Source organism: Chromobacterium sp. CV08, from assembly GCF_051129845.1.
In the GTDB taxonomy this organism is placed as follows: Bacteria; Pseudomonadota; Gammaproteobacteria; order Burkholderiales; family Chromobacteriaceae; genus Chromobacterium.
The window spans coordinates 1,119,589-1,134,660 of the sequence record NZ_CP150453.1 but is presented as its reverse complement, the minus strand read 5'-3'; the positions used below and the strand labels follow the sequence as shown (position 1 = coordinate 1,134,660).

The 15,072-nt window shown below is 64.9% G+C and carries 18 protein-coding genes; 4 read left to right on the top strand and 14 right to left on the bottom strand.

Annotated features, from left to right (window positions below; all coding sequences use genetic code 11):
• Positions 1 to 9: 9 nt before the first annotated feature.
• From WNM05_RS05340 to gmk, 7 genes are all read right to left on the bottom strand, one after another.
• Complete coding sequence (locus WNM05_RS05340; RefSeq protein ID WP_434633130.1) at positions 10 to 456, bottom strand: GatB/YqeY domain-containing protein; 447 nt, start codon at positions 454 to 456, stop codon at positions 10 to 12.
• Between the two features lie 116 nt (positions 457 to 572).
• Positions 573 to 785 (bottom strand): 30S ribosomal protein S21, encoded by a 213-nt coding sequence (gene rpsU, locus WNM05_RS05335; RefSeq protein ID WP_043578765.1) that lies wholly within the window; start codon positions 783 to 785, stop codon positions 573 to 575.
• A gap of 163 nt (positions 786 to 948) precedes the next feature.
• Positions 949 to 1,743, bottom strand: a complete 795-nt coding sequence (locus WNM05_RS05330; RefSeq protein WP_434633126.1) for a thiazole synthase — start codon at positions 1,741 to 1,743, stop codon at positions 949 to 951.
• Positions 1,744 to 1,791: 48 nt separating this feature from the next.
• Positions 1,792 to 2,001 (bottom strand): sulfur carrier protein ThiS, encoded by a 210-nt coding sequence (gene thiS, locus WNM05_RS05325; RefSeq protein WP_434633124.1) that lies wholly within the window; start codon positions 1,999 to 2,001, stop codon positions 1,792 to 1,794.
• Positions 1,998 to 4,154 carry a RelA/SpoT family protein gene (locus tag WNM05_RS05320; RefSeq protein WP_434633122.1) on the bottom strand — a complete coding sequence of 719 codons (2,157 nt, stop codon included), beginning with the start codon at positions 4,152 to 4,154 and terminating at the stop codon, positions 1,998 to 2,000. The genes thiS and WNM05_RS05320 overlap by 4 nt, the downstream gene beginning before the upstream one ends.
• A gap of 20 nt (positions 4,155 to 4,174) precedes the next feature.
• Entirely contained in the window at positions 4,175 to 4,381 is a 207-nt protein-coding gene (gene rpoZ / locus WNM05_RS05315; protein ID WP_043578754.1) for a DNA-directed RNA polymerase subunit omega, read from the bottom strand.
• Positions 4,382 to 4,462: 81 nt separating this feature from the next.
• Positions 4,463 to 5,095: a guanylate kinase gene (gene gmk, locus WNM05_RS05310; protein ID WP_434633118.1), complete on the bottom strand. Its 633-nt coding sequence runs from the start codon at positions 5,093 to 5,095 to the stop codon at positions 4,463 to 4,465.
• A gap of 145 nt (positions 5,096 to 5,240) precedes the next feature.
• Between gmk and WNM05_RS05305 the strand changes: the two genes are divergently transcribed.
• Together WNM05_RS05305 and WNM05_RS05300 are read left to right on the top strand one after the other, a co-directional pair.
• Positions 5,241 to 6,554: an NCS2 family permease gene (locus tag WNM05_RS05305; protein ID WP_434635119.1), complete on the top strand. Its 1,314-nt coding sequence runs from the start codon at positions 5,241 to 5,243 to the stop codon at positions 6,552 to 6,554.
• A 105-nt stretch (positions 6,555 to 6,659) separates the two neighbouring features.
• A complete protein-coding gene (locus WNM05_RS05300) occupies positions 6,660 to 7,217 on the top strand; it encodes an adenine phosphoribosyltransferase (RefSeq protein ID WP_021478751.1) in 558 nt (185 codons plus the stop codon).
• Between the two features lie 116 nt (positions 7,218 to 7,333).
• Here the strand turns inward: WNM05_RS05300 and WNM05_RS05295 are convergent, their stop codons facing one another.
• The 4 genes from WNM05_RS05295 to WNM05_RS05280 are packed head-to-tail and all read right to left on the bottom strand — an operon-like array spanning position 7,334 to position 9,858.
• Complete coding sequence (locus tag WNM05_RS05295) at positions 7,334 to 8,095, bottom strand: hypothetical protein (RefSeq protein ID WP_434633115.1); 762 nt, start codon at positions 8,093 to 8,095, stop codon at positions 7,334 to 7,336.
• Positions 8,096 to 8,114: 19 nt separating this feature from the next.
• Positions 8,115 to 8,393 (bottom strand): hypothetical protein, encoded by a 279-nt coding sequence (locus WNM05_RS05290; RefSeq protein ID WP_434633112.1) that lies wholly within the window; start codon positions 8,391 to 8,393, stop codon positions 8,115 to 8,117.
• 29 nt (positions 8,394 to 8,422) lie between these two features.
• Entirely contained in the window at positions 8,423 to 9,532 is a 1,110-nt protein-coding gene (locus WNM05_RS05285) for an HAAS signaling domain-containing protein (RefSeq protein WP_434633110.1), read from the bottom strand.
• Positions 9,529 to 9,858: a PadR family transcriptional regulator gene (locus WNM05_RS05280; protein WP_434633109.1), complete on the bottom strand. Its 330-nt coding sequence runs from the start codon at positions 9,856 to 9,858 to the stop codon at positions 9,529 to 9,531. Before WNM05_RS05280 ends, WNM05_RS05285 begins: the two co-directional genes overlap by 4 nt.
• Before the next feature lie 258 nt (positions 9,859 to 10,116).
• On the opposite strand from WNM05_RS05280, the gene WNM05_RS05275 reads away from it, so the two are divergent.
• Both WNM05_RS05275 and WNM05_RS05270 read left to right on the top strand, forming a co-directional pair.
• A complete protein-coding gene (locus tag WNM05_RS05275) occupies positions 10,117 to 11,172 on the top strand; it encodes a patatin-like phospholipase family protein (protein WP_434633107.1) in 1,056 nt (351 codons plus the stop codon).
• Positions 11,173 to 11,242: 70 nt separating this feature from the next.
• On the top strand, positions 11,243 to 11,554 hold the full coding sequence (locus WNM05_RS05270; RefSeq protein WP_434633105.1) for a RebB family R body protein: 312 nt from the start codon (positions 11,243 to 11,245) through the stop codon (positions 11,552 to 11,554).
• 58 nt (positions 11,555 to 11,612) lie between these two features.
• On the opposite strand, the gene arcC is transcribed toward WNM05_RS05270, so the two are convergent.
• The 3 genes from arcC to WNM05_RS05255 all read right to left on the bottom strand — a co-directional run bounded on the left by arcC (position 11,613) and on the right by WNM05_RS05255 (position 15,069).
• Positions 11,613 to 12,557: a carbamate kinase gene (arcC, locus tag WNM05_RS05265; protein ID WP_434633104.1), complete on the bottom strand. Its 945-nt coding sequence runs from the start codon at positions 12,555 to 12,557 to the stop codon at positions 11,613 to 11,615.
• 170 nt (positions 12,558 to 12,727) lie between these two features.
• Positions 12,728 to 13,738, bottom strand: coding sequence for an ornithine carbamoyltransferase (locus WNM05_RS05260; RefSeq protein ID WP_434633103.1), 1,011 nt, complete (start codon positions 13,736 to 13,738; stop codon positions 12,728 to 12,730).
• A gap of 98 nt (positions 13,739 to 13,836) precedes the next feature.
• Positions 13,837 to 15,069 (bottom strand): arginine deiminase, encoded by a 1,233-nt coding sequence (locus WNM05_RS05255; RefSeq protein ID WP_434633102.1) that lies wholly within the window; start codon positions 15,067 to 15,069, stop codon positions 13,837 to 13,839.
• Positions 15,070 to 15,072: the final 3 nt, after the last annotated feature.

Sequence of the window (15,072 nt, the reverse complement as noted above, 5' to 3'; positions counted from 1 at the left end):
ACCCGGGCTTCAGGCGCTCAGCTTGGACTTGATCAGCGCCGATACCTGCGCCATGTCGGCGCGGCCGGCCAGCTGCGGACGCAACGCGCCCATCACCTTGCCCATGTCCTGCATGCCGGCGGCGCCGGTATCGGCGACCGCCTTCGCGATCAGCGCCTCGATCTCGGCCTGGGACAGCGGCTGCGGCATATAGCCGATCAGCACATCCATCTCGGCCTGCTCCTTGTCGACCAGGTCCTGGCGCTGCGCCGCCTGGTACTGGGCGATCGAGTCGCGACGCTGCTTGATCATCTTGTCGATGACGGCGGTGACGCCGGCGTCGTCCAGCTCGATGCGCTCGTCCACTTCCTTCTGCTTGACGCCGGCCAGCAGCAGGCGGATCGCGGCCAGACGGCCGGCTTCCTTGGCCTTCATGGCGGACTTCATGTCGTCGGTGATGCGGGCTTTGAGACTCATATCGGGCTCTCTACAGGATACGGGCACTGCCGGCGGCAGCGGGGGAGGAATTCGGGAAGTACAAATGGCAAAACCGCAGGCATGGCCTGCGGTCCTGCTTGGTGCCGGGGAAGCTCTTAGTAGAGTTTCGGCGGCAGCATTTGGCTGCGGATGCGCTTGTAGTGGCGCTTCACGGCGGCGGCGTGCTTGCGCTTGCGCTCGGTGGTCGGCTTTTCGTAGAACTCGCGGGCGCGCAGTTCGGTCAGCAGGCCAGTCTTTTCCACAGCGCGCTTGAAGCGACGCAGAGCAACTTCAAACGGTTCGTTCTCTTTAACGCGAATATTCGGCATTTACTTAAGGGTCCTTAGATTTCTTTAGGGCGCGACCGGGGCCGCTGCCTGTAAAAACAGCATTTTAGCAATGTTGACGCATTTATAAAAGTCTAAAAGCCACGTCAGGCCATCTTGTGGCGTTTCGCGCCTGCGGCGCGCCCGGCTAAGGGCCGAAGAAACGTCACGGCTTGACGGAAGAAATCACCCCCTCACTAGGAGAACTCGGCGTTGCACTATAAAAACGTTTCGGCATCCGGCCGGCCAGATAGGCGGCGCGGCCAGCTTCCACGGCCAGTTTCATTGCGTGCGCCATCCGCACCGGTTCACGGGCGGCGGCGATCGCGGTATTCATCAACACGCCATCGCAGCCCAGTTCCATCGCGATGGCGGCGTCGGACGCCGTACCCACGCCGGCGTCGACGATCACCGGGACCTTGGACTGTTCGATGATCAGCTGCAGGTTCCACGGATTCAATATGCCCATGCCCGAGCCTATCAGGCTGGCCAGCGGCATGATCGCGCAGCAGCCTATCTGCTCCAGCTCGCGCGCGACGATGGGATCGTCCGAGGTATAGACCAGGACTTCGAAGCCCTCGGCCACCAGCACCTCGGCGGCCTTCAGCGTCTCCCTGACATTCGGGTAGAGGCTGTTCGGGTCCCCGAGCACTTCCAGCTTCACGAAACGATGGTCGTCGAGAAGCTCCCGCGCGAGCCGCAGCGTGCGGATCGCGTCGTCGGCGGAATAGCATCCCGCCGTATTGGGGAGGAGTTTATACCGGTCTTTCGGCAAAAAGTCCAGTAAATTCGGTTCCTTAGCGTTCTGCCCCAGATTGACCCGGCGTATCGCCGCCGTGACGATTTGCGTGCCGGACGCGTCCAGCGCCGCCGCGGTCTGCTCGAAATCCCGGTACTTTCCGGTCCCCACCAGCAGCCGCGAGTCGTACGCCCTGCCGGCTATCACCAGTTGATCGTTCACCTGCACTCCCCTTGCTTGATCCGTTCCCAGCACGGCCCCGTCGGCGCGCTAACCGCCGCCGACGGCCACCACGATTTCCAGTTGATCGCCGTCGGCCAGCGTCGCCTCGGCATGGCGGCTGCGCGGCACGATCTCGCCGTTGCGCTCGATGGCGATGCGCTTGCCGGTCAGCTGCAGGGCCTCGATCAGCTCGGCAAACGTGGCGATGCCGGCGAAGCTCCTGTCTTCGCCGTTGATACGCAGATTCAGTTGGCTCATCTTCTCTCCACGCGCTGCACCACCGCCAGCTGGCGGACGGCGGCAAGCACGCGTTCCAGGTGTTCCACGCCTTCCACCTGCAGGCGGAAGTGGATATTGAACAGGCTGTCGCCGTCGCGGCTGCTGTCCTGGGTGTCGGCGCTCTCGATATTGGCCGAGGCCTGCGAGATCGCGGTGGCGATGTCGGCCAGGGCGCCGCGCTCGTTGCGCGACAGCACGCCGACAGTGACGCCGAACATCCGGTCGCGTTGCGCCTCCCAGTTCACTTCCAGCAATTTGTCGTGGTCGGCGCGGCGGGCGTTCGGACAGTCGACGCGGTGTATGACCAGGCCCTGGCCCTTGGTGATGACGCCGAGGATGTCGTCGCCCGGCAACGGGTTGCAGCAGCTGGACAGCTGCACCATCCCGGTCTCGTTGCCGCGGATGGTGATCGGACCGACGCGCACGCCCTCGCCCAGCCGCTCGCCGGCCAGCTCCAGCATCCGACGCGCGACGACGATGGGCAGCAGCTTGCCGGTGCCGATCTCGGCCAGCACGTCGTCGAAGCCGGACAGCTTCTCGCCGTAGCTGGACAGGTATTCGGCGCGCAACTCGTCGCCGACCGCCAGCGGCGTCGACGCCAGCGCGCCGACCGCCTGCCTGAGCAGCTTCTCGCCCAGCGCCACCGCCTCCTCGCGCTGGAGGCTCTTCAGGTAGTTGCGTATGCCGGAGCGGGCGCGGCCGCTCTGCACGAAGGCCAGCCACGACGGATTGGGCTTGGCCTGCGTGGACGTGATGATCTCCACCGTGTCGCCGTTGCGCAGCACGGTGCGCAACGGCACCAGCGCATGGTTGACGCGGGCGGCGATGCAGCGGTGGCCGATGTCGGTGTGCACCGCGTAGGCGAAGTCGACCGGGGTGGCGCCCTGAGGCATCACCATGATCTTGCCCTTGGGCGTGAACACATAGACCTCGTCCGGGAACAGGTCGATCTTGATGTGCTCGAGGAACTCGACGGCGTCGTCGCTCTCCTCCTGCATGTCCAACAGCTTCTGCAGCCACTGGTGGGTGCGCTGCTGCGCGGTGTTGACGCCCTCGCCGCTCTTGTACATCCAGTGCGAGGCGACGCCGGCCTCGGCGACATTGTGCATCTCGCGGGTGCGGATCTGCATCTCCACCGGCGTGCCGTACGGGCCGAACAGCGTGGTGTGCAGGCTCTGGTAGCCATTGCCCTTGGGAATGGCGATGTAATCCTTGAATTTGCCGGGAATCGGCTTGTACAGGCTGTGCAGCGCGCCCAGCGCCAGATAGCAGGCCGGGATGTCGTTGACGACGACGCGGAAGCCGTAGATGTCCAGCACCTCGGAGAAGGACAGGTGCTTCTCCTGCATTTTCTTGTAGATGCTGTAGAGATTCTTCTCGCGGCCCTTGATCGTGGCCTCGATATTGCTCTGCACCAGCCGCTGGCTGACCGCCTGCAATATCTTGTTGACCACCTCGCGGCGGTTGCCGCGCGCAGCGCGCACCGCCTTGGACAGCACGCCGTAGCGATGCGGATGCAGATGCTTGAACGCCAGGTCCTGCAGTTCGCGGTAGACCTTGTTCAGGCCGATGCGGTTGGCGATAGGCGCGTAGATTTCCAGCGTTTCCAGCGCGATGCGGCGGCGCTTGTCCTCGCGCATCGAGTCCAGCGTGCGCATATTGTGCAGCCGGTCCGCCAGCTTGACGATGATGACGCGGATGTCGCGCGCCATCGCCAGCACCATCTTGCGGAAGCTTTCGGCCTGGGCCGCCTCCTTGGTCTGGTATTCGAGACGCTCCAGCTTGGACAGGCCGTCGACCAGGTCGGCGACGATCTTGCCGAACTTCTCGATCAGCGTCGGCTTGGTGACGCCGGTGTCCTCGAGCACGTCGTGCAGCAGCGCGGCGGCCAGGCCCTGCACGTCCAGCCGCCACTCGCACAGCATCGTCGCCACCGACAGCGGGTGCGTGATGTAGGGCTCGCCGCTCTTGCGGGTCTGCCCTTCGTGCGCCTCGCGGCTGACCTGGAAGGCCAGCCTGAGCATTTCGATGTCTTCCGGCTTGAGGTAGCGCGCGGCGCTGTCGAAAAACGCAGCCGCCTCGGACTCGATCAGGGCGTTGTAGTCTATGCCTGTCTCAATGCCGGTGCCCATCGTCTTGCTCCGTCCGGCAATCAGGCCTTGCCGCGGTTGAGGATTTCCTTGCCGACATGGCCGGCGGCGATCTCACGCAGGGCGACCACGGTCGGCTTGTGGCGGCCCGGCTCGACAAAGGCGCTGGCGCCGGACGCCACTTGGCGCGCGCGGTAGGCGGCGGCCAGGGTCAGGTCAAAACGGTTCTGGATGCGGTCCAGGCAGTCGTCAACGGTAATACGGGCCATGGCTTCCTCAGCTAAATGACGGTTACAGGGTTCACTATATCGAATTTTCGCCTTGGCAAGACAGCCAGGGCGGAACTATTTTTACTGCGCGCCGGCCGTGCCCATGCGGCGGAACATGTCGGCCAGGCGGCGGCACTGCGGGCCGCTCTTCAGGCGTTGGGCGCGGACGATGCTGATCAGGTCCAGCCGGGCGCGCTCGAAGTCGTCGTTGACGACGATGTAGTCGTACTCGGCGACCTTGTCGATCTCGGCGCGGGCCGAGGCCAGCCGGCGCAGTATCACTTCCTCGGCATCGGTGTCGCGGCCGCGCAGGCGGCGCTCCAGCTCTTCTATCGACGGCGGCGCGATGAAGATGCCGATGGCGTCCGGAAACACCTCGCGCACCTGCTCGGCGCCCTGCCAGTCGATTTCCAGCAGGATGTCGCGGCCGGCCTCCAGCCGTCCGCGTATCCACGGGGCGCTGGTGCCGTAGTAATTGCCGTAGACCTCGGCATACTCGAGGAAGTCGCCGCGCGCGATCATGTCGTCGAACACCGCGCGCTCGACGAAATGGTAGTGCTGGCCGTCGACCTCGCCCTTGCGCGCCGCCCGGGTGCTGTACGAGATCGACAGCTCGACGCTGGGCTCGGCCTGCAACAGCGCCGCCACCAGCGAAGTCTTGCCGGCGCCGGACGGCGCCACCACGATGTATATGTTACCGATGGGCTGGCTCATAGAACAAACGTTTGCCAAAGAGTAATTTTTCAGGATAGCACAGCGGGGCTGCCATTGTTAAGCGATGACATATTTTCACGTCAAGATTTAGGCGTTTGGACACCCGCGGGCCGATAATGCCGCGTTTTTCATCAATGTAACCCGCCTGGAGCGCTCCTTCATGCAACTGCTGGAAAGCTTGTTCAAGCTCAAGGAACACGGCACGACGGTCCGGACCGAAGTCATCGCCGGATTCACCACCTTCCTGACCATGGCCTATATCGTGCTGGTCAACCCGCTGATCCTGTCGTCGACCGGCATGGACCTGAACGCGGTATTCGTCGCCACCTGCCTGGCCGCCGCGCTCGGCACCGCCATCATGGGCCTGGTCGCCAACTACCCGATCGCGCTGGCGCCCGGCATGGGCCTGAACGCCTATTTCACCTTCAGCGTGGTCAAGGGCATGGGCCTGTCGTGGGAGACCGCGCTGGGCGCGGTGTTCATCTCCGGCATCGTCTTCCTGGCGGTCAGCCTGTTCAAGGTGCGCGAAGCCATCGTCAACGCGATTCCGCAGTCGCTGAAGTTCGCCATCTCGGCCGGCGTCGGCATGTTCCTCGCCATCATCGCGCTGAAGAACGCCGGCGTGATCGCGCCGCATCCGGAAACCTATCTGACGCTGGGCGACATCCACAAGCCGACGGCGCTGCTGGCCATCTTCGGCTTCTTCCTGATCGTCGCGCTGGAATACCGCAAGGTGCCCGGCTCCATCATCATCGGCATCCTGGTGGTGACCGTGCTGTCGATCGCGCTCGGCCTGTCGCCGTTCAAGGGCATCGTCGCCCCGGTGCCCAGCATGGCGCCGACCTTCATGGCGATGGACATCCAGGGCGCGCTCAACGCCGGCCTGATAGGCGTGATCTTCGTGTTCTTCTTCGTCGACCTGTTCGACACCACCGGCACCCTGGTCGGCGTGTCGCACCGCGCCGGCCTGCTGGACAAGGACGGCAAGCTGCCCAGGCTGAAGCGCGCGCTGATGGCCGACTCCATCGCCATCACCGCCGGCGCGGTGATGGGCACCTCGTCGACCACCGCCTACATCGAGTCGGCGGCCGGCACCGCCGTCGGCGGCCGCACCGGTCTGACCGCCGTCGTCGTGGCCCTGCTGTTCCTGGCCGCGCTGTGGCTGTCGCCGCTGGCCGCCACCGTGCCGGCCTACGCGACCGCGCCGGCGCTGTGCTACGTCGCCGTGCTGATGGCGCGCGGCCTCGCCGAGATCGAGTGGAACGACCTGACCGAGTCGGCGCCGGCGGTGATGACCGCGCTGGCGATGCCGTTCACCTTCTCGATCGCCGACGGCATCGCCTTCGGCTTCATCAGCTACGCCGTGATCAAGATCCTGGCCGGCCGCTTCGCCGATCTGAAGCCGGCGGTGCTGGTGATCGCCGCGCTGTGGATCTTCAAGCTGGCGTTCTTCCACTGAACGCACAATAATCGGCCCATCCGACGGCCTGCCGCTTGCGGCGGGCCGTTTTTCCTGAACGACGCCAGTCGGCACAGTCTCTTGATTTCGAAGTACAATAGACCCATGGAAAACCTCAGCAATCTCGACTACTCCAGCTATCTGAAAGGCTGGATCCGCACCGTGCCGAACTGGCCGCAACAGGGCGTGATGTTCCGCGACATCACGCCGCTGCTGCAGAACCCGAAGACCTTCCGCATGCTGATCGACATCTACGTCCATCGCTACATGATGGAGAAGGTCGATCTGGTGGCCGGCCTGGACGCGCGCGGCTTCATCATCGGCTCGGTGCTGGCCTACGAGCTGAACGTCGGCTTCGTGCCGATCCGCAAGAAGGGCAAGCTGCCGTTCACCACGGTGGAAGAGGAATACGAGCTGGAATACGGCAACGCCGCGGTGGAAATGCACACCGACGCCTGCAAGCCGGGCGACCGCGTGATCCTGATCGACGACCTGGTGGCCACCGGCGGCACGATGATGGCCGGCTACAAGCTGCTGAAACGGATGGGCGCCGACGTGCTGGAAGCCGCGGCCATCATCGAACTGCCGGAGCTCGGCGGCGGCCAGCTGGTGCGCGACGGCGGCCTCGACCTGTTCACCGTCTGCAGCTACGAAGGCCATTGAGCCCCGTCAGCTCGTGCAGCGCGTATCGAAAACGGAGCCAAGGCTCCATTTTTCAATGGCTCGACGAAAAAAGCCCGGCTAAGCGCCGGGCAAAGGGACACGGAGTCATACCGTAATCAGTTGCGCTCCAGCGACACCTTGACCGCCGAGCCGTCAACCCTCAGCTTGAGCGGCGCGCCCGGCGTGTTGGCCCAGTCGCCGCTGACCTTGCTGGCCTGGCCGCTCACCCGATAATCCAGCTTGGCCTGACGGTCGGCATGGAAATCCAGATTCACCATCTGGCCCTTGGCTTCGATGCTGGCCGCCGGCTGCGCGCCGCGCAGCTTGACGTCGGCCTTCACCGCCTGTCCTTCCAGCATCATGCCGCGGGCGGTGCCGTCGAACGCCAGATTCACCGCCTGGCCGCGGGCTTTGAACTCGTCTACCTTTGCATCCACCTCGGCCTTGACCGCATCGCCGCTCATCGACACCGCGCCGTAAACGCCTTTCAAATCGACCTTCAAGGCCTGGCCGCGCATCTGCACGGCGGCGAACTGCCCGTTCAGATCGCCGTCGAAAGCCCTCAGGTCCACCCCCACCTGCTTGCCGGGTTTGACGTTGCCGCTGACCACCAGCTTGCAGCGATCGCCGGCAGGCTTGTTCAGCTTGACCTGGAAGGTCAGGTCCCGTCCCAGCCGGGTGACCGTCAACTTGCAATCGGCGTCCGACCAGTTCCGCTTTTCCAGATTCAGCTTGTACGGTTTGGAGGCGTCGGCGCTCAGATCCAGCTTCAGGGCGTCGCCGCTGAAATTCAGCCTGTCGATGCCGCCGACGTCCTCGGCACGCGCCGCCGCGCCGGCCAGCAACAGCAAGCCGCAGGCTATCTTGACGATGTTCATTCGCGGTTCTCCTTGCGTCTCAGTTCAGGAACAGCCAGTAGCCGGCCAGCGTCGCCGCCAGCGCGACGGCCAGCGCCAGGCCATGGCTGGCCAGCCGGGCCGGGCTGGGCCGGCGGGACAGGCCGGCGGCCCGTTGGCGGGTCTCGGCCAGGACGGCAAGCAGGCGGCTCTCGCTGGCGCGGTCGGCCACCGCGCCGCGGATATAGCCGCGGTAGTCGCGGAGAATCTTGCGCAGTTCGGCCTCAGGCAGTTCGACCAGGGTCAGTTGCAGTTGTTGCAGGCAGACGTCGTTCTTCATGATCCATGCTCCCATCGCAAATTTGCGGTTCAGGCCGCGGCGCTTTCGCCGCGCTTGCCGGACACCAGTTCGATCTGATACTTCACGTAGGCGACCAGCACGCGCCAGGTCAGCCGGGTCAACCAGACGCAGAACACCAGCCCCAGCGAGCCGCCGAGCAGCAGCAGCAGACCGACCACCAGCGCGCTCATGCCCACCGACAAGCCCGGCAGCGCGTCGATCTGGATGTGGTCCATGCCGTCCTTCAGCTCGACGCTGCGCTCGGAAATCTCCAGCGTGCTGTCGCCGTCCTTCATCGAGATATTGCCGTCGGGACCGCTGGCCACCAGCTTCAGCGCGCCGCCGCCGGCGGCGGACGCCTCCACCCTCGCCAGGCGGCTGCCGTCGTCGACCCTGGCGGTGAACACGTCGCCGCTGTCCTCTTTCAGCTTCAGTTCGCGAATCGCGCCGACATCGATGCTGACTTCGCCGTCGGCGATGCGGGCGAGCCGACGCACCGCAGGCTGGCTGGCGTCCACCGTCAGCTTGTCGTCGGACCTGGACACCTGCAGCGACTCACCCTGCCGGGTCTTCAGTTCGAAGCGGTCACCGTCGTCCGGCTTCAGCACCAGCGAACCGTTGTCTATCCGGACCTGTCCGGCGTGATCGCTCATATCGCTGCGCCAGGCCATTTCGGCGCCGTTGTCGCCGTAGCGGCCGATATACCAGCCGGAGCCGTCGCTGGTGAACTGCGGCCAACCGAACAGGCTGTGGCTGCCCCAGGCCAGCACCACCGCCAGGCCCGCCATCAGGAAAGCTATCGACGTGATGTAGCCGACGGTCAGGCACAGCAAATAGACCAGAAAGGGAATGGCCAGGAAGAAGTTCAGCACGCCGAGGCCGGCGATCGACGCCACCACCCGCGACAGATTGGCGAAGGAACGGTGCTCCTGCCATTGGCGGTAGTGGCTCTGCGCCTTCAGTTCGCGCGCCAGCTTCTGCGGGCTGCCCAGCGCGGCCACCACCTCGGCCTCGTCGCGGCCGTCGGCCAGCGCGTCGTTGAAGTACTCGTCGTAGTCGGCGAGTATCTCGCTCACCATCTCCGGCTTCAGCCCGGACAGGCCCTGCTCGAGCTGCCGGAAAAAATCCTTGCGTGTCATTGTCCTGTCTCCTCGGGGCTGCCCCGCAGCACGTTTTCCACTTCCACCACGAATTCCTGCCATTCCCGGCGCATCGTCTCCAGCTCGCTGCGGCCGGTGTCGGTCAGCTTGTAATATTTGCGCGACGGTCCGGACGACGACTCGACCAGATAGGTGCTGACCCACGATTCGTTCTGCAGCCGGCGCATCAGCGGATAGATGGTGCCCTCGCTGATATCCATGCCCTGCGACAACTTGCTGACCAGTTCGTAGGCGTAGCTGTCGGCCTGGGCCAGCACCGCCAACACGCACATGTCCAGCGTGCCTTTCTTCAATTGCGTCTTCATTGTTTGCTTTCCTCACCGACTGGCAATACACGATACCTTGCATTACAAGGAACATCGTTGGACTGCTGCATCCGGATGTCTGAGTGAACTGTATGACAAGATACCTTGTATCGCAAGGTATCTTTCATTGTTCAGGAAGCAAGCGGCGAAACTGCGGTTTTTCCGCCACAGGCCCCTGCCCGGCAGTCCCGTTGCAAAAGCGGCATCGCCAGTCATACTTCAGACGTTGCCGATGGCATTCAAGCATGGAGACTCGCTATGGCTCGACCCGCCAAACCGTCGATCGCGCTGGTGCTGGGCGGCGGCGCCCCCAATGCCACGCTGATGGCCGGCGCGCTGGTGGCGCTGGCCGAGGCCGGCGTCGAATTCGACATCATTTCCGCCTCCGGCGCCGGCGCCCTGGTCGGCCTGCTGTATGCCGCGCCGCGACACGGGAACGCCATATCGGCCTTGTCGCAACTCGCCGACATGGGCGTGTCCGACGCCATCTACAAGCTGTTCCCGGTCAACTACAAGGTGTTCAACAAGCCGGGCGCGCTGGCCGACGCCTGGCGCGAGCTGGCTGCCCGCAATCCGGTGCTGCAGGCGATACAGCAGCAGGCCGACGCCGGCCCGGCCCAGCGGCTGCTGGCCGACTGGACCTCGCTGATGCTGGCGACGCTGTGCCCCAGCAGTCTAGACGGCAACAGCCAGGGCCTGTGCGCCCACGCGCCCTTCGTCGAGGAGATCGTCGATTTCGGCCGGCTGCGCGACATCCGCCCAGAGTTCTATCTGAACGCCTACAACCTCACCACCGGCAACATGCGCTGCTGGGACAAGGGCGAGATCACCCACGAGCATTTCCTCGCCGCGCTGTCCTTCCCCTTCATCTATCCGCCGTACCGGCTGGAAGACGGCGAGTACATCGAGGGCGCGGCGATCGACACCCTGAATTTCAAGCGGCTGTTCGAGCTGCACCCGCGGATAGACTACACCGTGGTGTTCGACGTGCTGGGCAGCGGCCAGCTGCTGCATCCGCCGCGCGATCTGTACGATGCCTGGGTACAGTCCATCATCGCGCCGCTGACATCGGTCGCCCGCGACGACCTGAGGCTGTTCGAGGCGCTGCACAACCGCGATGAACAGGGCCGGCCGCGCACCGAAGTGCTGAAGATCGATTTCGACGCCCATCTCGACCGGACCGAACGCCTCAACGAGCTCGACTGGTCGTATTCCAATCTGGCCCAGCTGTATCGGGCCGGCCACCAGTCCGGCGCCGACTTCTGCCGCCGCTACGCGCGCGAGCTGGGGCTGGAACCGGTCCGGACTGCGTAGTTGCAACGATAGGCGCCGGTCCGCCCGGCGCTTACGCTGGACATCCATCCGTCGTCGACAGGAGAAAGCAATGGCCTTCCCCACCGCAGTGAACAACCAGATCACCGACGCCGTCACCCAGAGCAATGTCAAGGTGCTGGGCGAAGCCCCGGCGATGGCGATCGGATCGATCTACCAGACCATGGCCCACTCGACCGGCATCCTGTTCGAGAACGCCGTCTCCGCCCAGCAGCAGCAGAACGCGCTGGCCCAGGCGGCGAGCAATCAGGGCGTGACCCAGTTCTACGGCGCCGCGGAAGCGGACGCGCCGACGGCCGGCATCCTGGCCAAACGCGATCCGGCCGAGCTGGAGGCGCTGATACGCCAATTGAAGTCGGAATAGGCCCGCCCATGGAAAAAGGGCTGCCCCCGGCAGCCCTTTTCGTTTGCAGCCGACGCGCTCAATACCAGTCTATGCCCGGCTGTTCGGTCGAGATCACCGTGCCGGCCTCGCCCTTGACGATGCGCTCGATATCCTCCAGCGCGCCTATCACCGCCTTCTTGCCGGTCAGCCGGGCGAACTCGCAGGCGGCCTCGACCTTGGGCCCCATCGAGCCGGCGGCGAAACCCAGCTTGTCCATCTCGTCCGGGTGGGCGCGGCGTATCGCCCTGGCGTCCGGCGTGCCCCAGCCGACGAAGACGGTCTTGACGTCGGTGGCGATGACGAAATAGTCGGCCTCGACCTCGCGCGCCAGCAGCGCGGACGCCAGGTCCTTGTCTATCACCGCCTCGACGCCGACCAGCTTGTCGCCCTGGTACATCGTCGGGATGCCGCCGCCGCCGGCGGCGATCACCACCGCGCCCTTCTCTATCAGCCACTTGATCGGCCGCATCTCGAAAATGCGCTTCGGCTTCGGGCTCGGCACCACGCGGCGGTAGTACTCGCCGTCGGCCTTGACCGTCCAGCCCTTGTCGGCCGCCAGCTTCTCGGCCTCGTCCTTCGAGTAAACCGGGCCGACGAACTTGGTCGGGTTCTGGAACGCCGGATCGTTGGCGTCCACTTCGGTCTGGGTCAATATCGTGGCGAACGGCACTTCGAACGGCAGCACATTGCCGAGCTCCTGCTCGATCATGTAGCCGATCATGCCCTCGGTCTGCGCGCCGAGCACGTCCAGCGGATACGGCGTCACCTTGCCGTCGACATGGCGGGCGTAGGCGTCGTTCTGCAGGCCCAGGAGGCCGACCTGCGGCCCGTTGCCGTGGCACATCACCAGATTGTGGCCGAGCCGGGTCACGGCGGCCAGCTGCTCGGCGGCCACCTTGACGTTGGCGCGCTGGTTGTCGGCGGTCATGGCCTCGCCACGGCGTTGCAGGGCGTTGCCGCCCAAAGCTACGACGACTCTCATTATTCTTCCTTCCTCATTCTGCAAACGACACCGGCCAAGGCTGCCGGTCAGCAGGCCCTGGCCGGTCGGTGTTCGATGCGGCCGGCTTTCGCCGGCCCTATGGCCTTAACCCGGCGCGCCGCCGCAGTGGGAGCAGGCGGCGCCGCGGTACAGGCGCTTTGCCCGCCGGCTCAGTCGCCCAGCGTGGAGACCAGGATGGCCTTGATCGTGTGCATGCGGTTCTCGGCCTGCTCGAAGGCGATGCAGGCTTCGGACTCGAACACGTCCTCGGTCACTTCGATGCCGTTCGCCAGTTCCGGATACTGGGCGGCGATTTCCTTGCCCACCTTGGTCTCGCTGTTGTGGAAGGCCGGCAGGCAGTGCATGAACATGACGCGCGGATTGCCTGCGGCGGCCATCAGCTCGCGGTTGACCTGGTAGGGCTTCAGCAGCTTGATGCGCTCGGCCCAGACTTCGGCCGGCTCGCCCATCGACACCCAGACGTCGGTGTGGACGAAGTCGGTGCCCTTGACCGCTTCCTTCGGATCCTCGGTCAAGGTGATGCGGGCGCCGGTGCGCTTGGCGATCTCGCGGCACTCGGCCACCAGTTCGTCGGTCGGCCACAGATGCTTGGGCGCGCCGATGCGCACATCCATGCCCAGCTTGGAACCGATCACCAGCAGCGAGTTGCCCATATTGTTGCGGGCGTCGCCGAGATAGGTGTAGCTGATCTGCGAGATCGGCTTGTCGCTGTGCTCCCACATCGTCAGCACGTCGGCCAGCATCTGGGTCGGGTGGTATTCGTCGGTCAGGCCGTTGTACACCGGCACGCCGGCGTAGGCGGCCAGCTCGTGCTCGACCATGTCCTGGCTGTAGCCGCGGTATTCGATGGCGTCGTACATCCGGCCCAGCACGCGGGCGGTGTCCTTCATCGACTCCTTGTGGCCGATCTGCGAGCCGGACGGCCCGATGTAGGACACATTGGCGCCCTGGTCGAAGCAGGCCACCTCGAAGGCGCACCGGGTGCGGGTCGAGGTCTTCTCGAAGATCAGGGCGACGTTCTTGCCCTTCAGGTGCTGCTGCTCGGTGCCGGTGTACTTGGCGCGCTTCAGGTCGCGCGACAGGTCCAGCAGGTAGCGGATTTCACGCGGCGTGAAGTCCAGCATTTTCAGGAAATTGCGGTTGCGCAGATTGAAAGCCATGGTATTGCTCCTGATGAGTGTCCGGTCCGGGCCGCCGTCGCTCCCGCGGGAGACTGCGGCCCGGTCCTGAATGAAACGGTTCTTGTATTCCGACAGCCTTACAGCTTCACTTCGTCGCGGATGATCGGGCAGGTCATGCAGTGGCCACCGCCGCGGCCGCGGCCCAGCTCGGAAGCCGGAATCTCGATCACTTCGACGCCGTGCTCGCGCATCAGGCGGTTGGTATAGGTGTTGCGGTCGTAGGCCACCACCACGCGGCGGTCCAGCGCCACGACGTTATTGCCGTCGTCCCACTGCTCGCGTTCGCGCTGGTAGGCGTCGCCGCCGGTCTGGATCACGCGGATCTCGCCAAGGCCCAGCGCCTCGCGCACCACGTCCACCAGCTTCATGCCCTCGTGGCGCTCGAAGCGCACCTCGCCCTCGCGGTCGCCTGCGTACATGCTGGTGCAGGTGATTTCGTCGACCACGTCCGGGAAGACCGACAGCAGGTCGATGTCGAGGAAGCTGAACACGGTGTCCAGATGCATCGCCGCGCGCGATTTCGGCATCTGGCAGGCGATGACGCGACGGGCGCCGCCGTCGCGGTGCAGCACGCGCTTGGCCACCTGCACCACCGCCTGCGGGCTGGTGCGCTCGCCCATGCCGATCAGCACGACGCCGTTGCCGATAGGCATCACGTCGCCGCCTTCCAGCGTGGCCGGACCGTGGTCCGAGTCGCAACCGCCCCACCAGATGTTGACCTTGCCGGCGAAGTACGGGTGGAACTGATAGATCGCCTGCAACAGCAGCGTTTCCTGGCGGCGGGCCGGCCAGTACATCGGGTTCAGCGTCACGCCCTCATAGATCCAGCAAGACGGGTCGCGCTGGAACAGGCTGTTGGGAACCGGCGGCAGCACGAATTCGGAACGGTCCAGATAGCCGCCGAACAGGCCTTTCGGATCGAAGGGCAGCTCGAACTTGGCGATGCCGCCGACCAGGTGCTCGGCCAGCTGGGCCGACGGCATTTCCTTCAGCCAGCTGCGCAGATCCTGCAGCATGCCGATACCGACGTTGTCGGCCTTGACCTTGCGGTCCAGCACCCAGTCGCGGGCGGCCTTGTCGTCCAGCACCTTGGCCAGCGCGTCGTGCACCTCGATCACCTCGATGCCGCGGGCGCGCATCTGCTCGACCATATAGGCATGGTCCTTCTGAGCGCGCTCCACCCAGATCACGTCGTCGAACAGCAGATCGTGGCAGTTGTCCGGGGTCAGCCGCTTGTGGGCGAGGCCGGGACGGCACACCATCACGGTTCGCAGCTTGCCGCATTCGGAATGGACACCAAATTTGGTCATGAC

Excerpts from the sequence above, each read along its gene's own strand:
- WNM05_RS05340 (WP_434633130.1), bottom strand. The coding sequence starts at position 456 with ATGAGTCTCAAAGCCCGCATCACCGACGACATGAAGTCCGCCATGAAG.
- rpsU (WP_043578765.1), bottom strand. The coding sequence starts at position 785 with ATGCCGAATATTCGCGTTAAAGAGAACGAACCGTTTGAAGTTGCTCTG.
- thiS (WP_434633124.1), bottom strand. The coding sequence starts at position 2,001 with ATGAGCCAACTGAATCTGCGTATCAACGGCGAAGACAGGAGCTTCGCC.
- WNM05_RS05320 (WP_434633122.1), bottom strand. The coding sequence starts at position 4,154 with ATGGGCACCGGCATTGAGACAGGCATAGACTACAACGCCCTGATCGAG.
- rpoZ (WP_043578754.1), bottom strand. The coding sequence starts at position 4,381 with ATGGCCCGTATTACCGTTGACGACTGCCTGGACCGCATCCAGAACCGT.
- gmk (WP_434633118.1), bottom strand. The coding sequence starts at position 5,095 with ATGAGCCAGCCCATCGGTAACATATACATCGTGGTGGCGCCGTCCGGC.
- WNM05_RS05300 (WP_021478751.1), top strand. The coding sequence starts at position 6,660 with ATGGAAAACCTCAGCAATCTCGACTACTCCAGCTATCTGAAAGGCTGG.
- WNM05_RS05295 (WP_434633115.1), bottom strand. The coding sequence starts at position 8,095 with ATGAACATCGTCAAGATAGCCTGCGGCTTGCTGTTGCTGGCCGGCGCG.
- WNM05_RS05290 (WP_434633112.1), bottom strand. The coding sequence starts at position 8,393 with ATGAAGAACGACGTCTGCCTGCAACAACTGCAACTGACCCTGGTCGAA.
- WNM05_RS05285 (WP_434633110.1), bottom strand. The coding sequence starts at position 9,532 with ATGACACGCAAGGATTTTTTCCGGCAGCTCGAGCAGGGCCTGTCCGGG.
- WNM05_RS05280 (WP_434633109.1), bottom strand. The coding sequence starts at position 9,858 with ATGAAGACGCAATTGAAGAAAGGCACGCTGGACATGTGCGTGTTGGCG.
- WNM05_RS05275 (WP_434633107.1), top strand. The coding sequence starts at position 10,117 with ATGGCTCGACCCGCCAAACCGTCGATCGCGCTGGTGCTGGGCGGCGGC.
- WNM05_RS05270 (WP_434633105.1), top strand. The coding sequence starts at position 11,243 with ATGGCCTTCCCCACCGCAGTGAACAACCAGATCACCGACGCCGTCACC.
- arcC (WP_434633104.1), bottom strand. The coding sequence starts at position 12,557 with ATGAGAGTCGTCGTAGCTTTGGGCGGCAACGCCCTGCAACGCCGTGGC.
- WNM05_RS05260 (WP_434633103.1), bottom strand. The coding sequence starts at position 13,738 with ATGGCTTTCAATCTGCGCAACCGCAATTTCCTGAAAATGCTGGACTTC.
- WNM05_RS05255 (WP_434633102.1), bottom strand. The coding sequence starts at position 15,069 with ATGACCAAATTTGGTGTCCATTCCGAATGCGGCAAGCTGCGAACCGTG.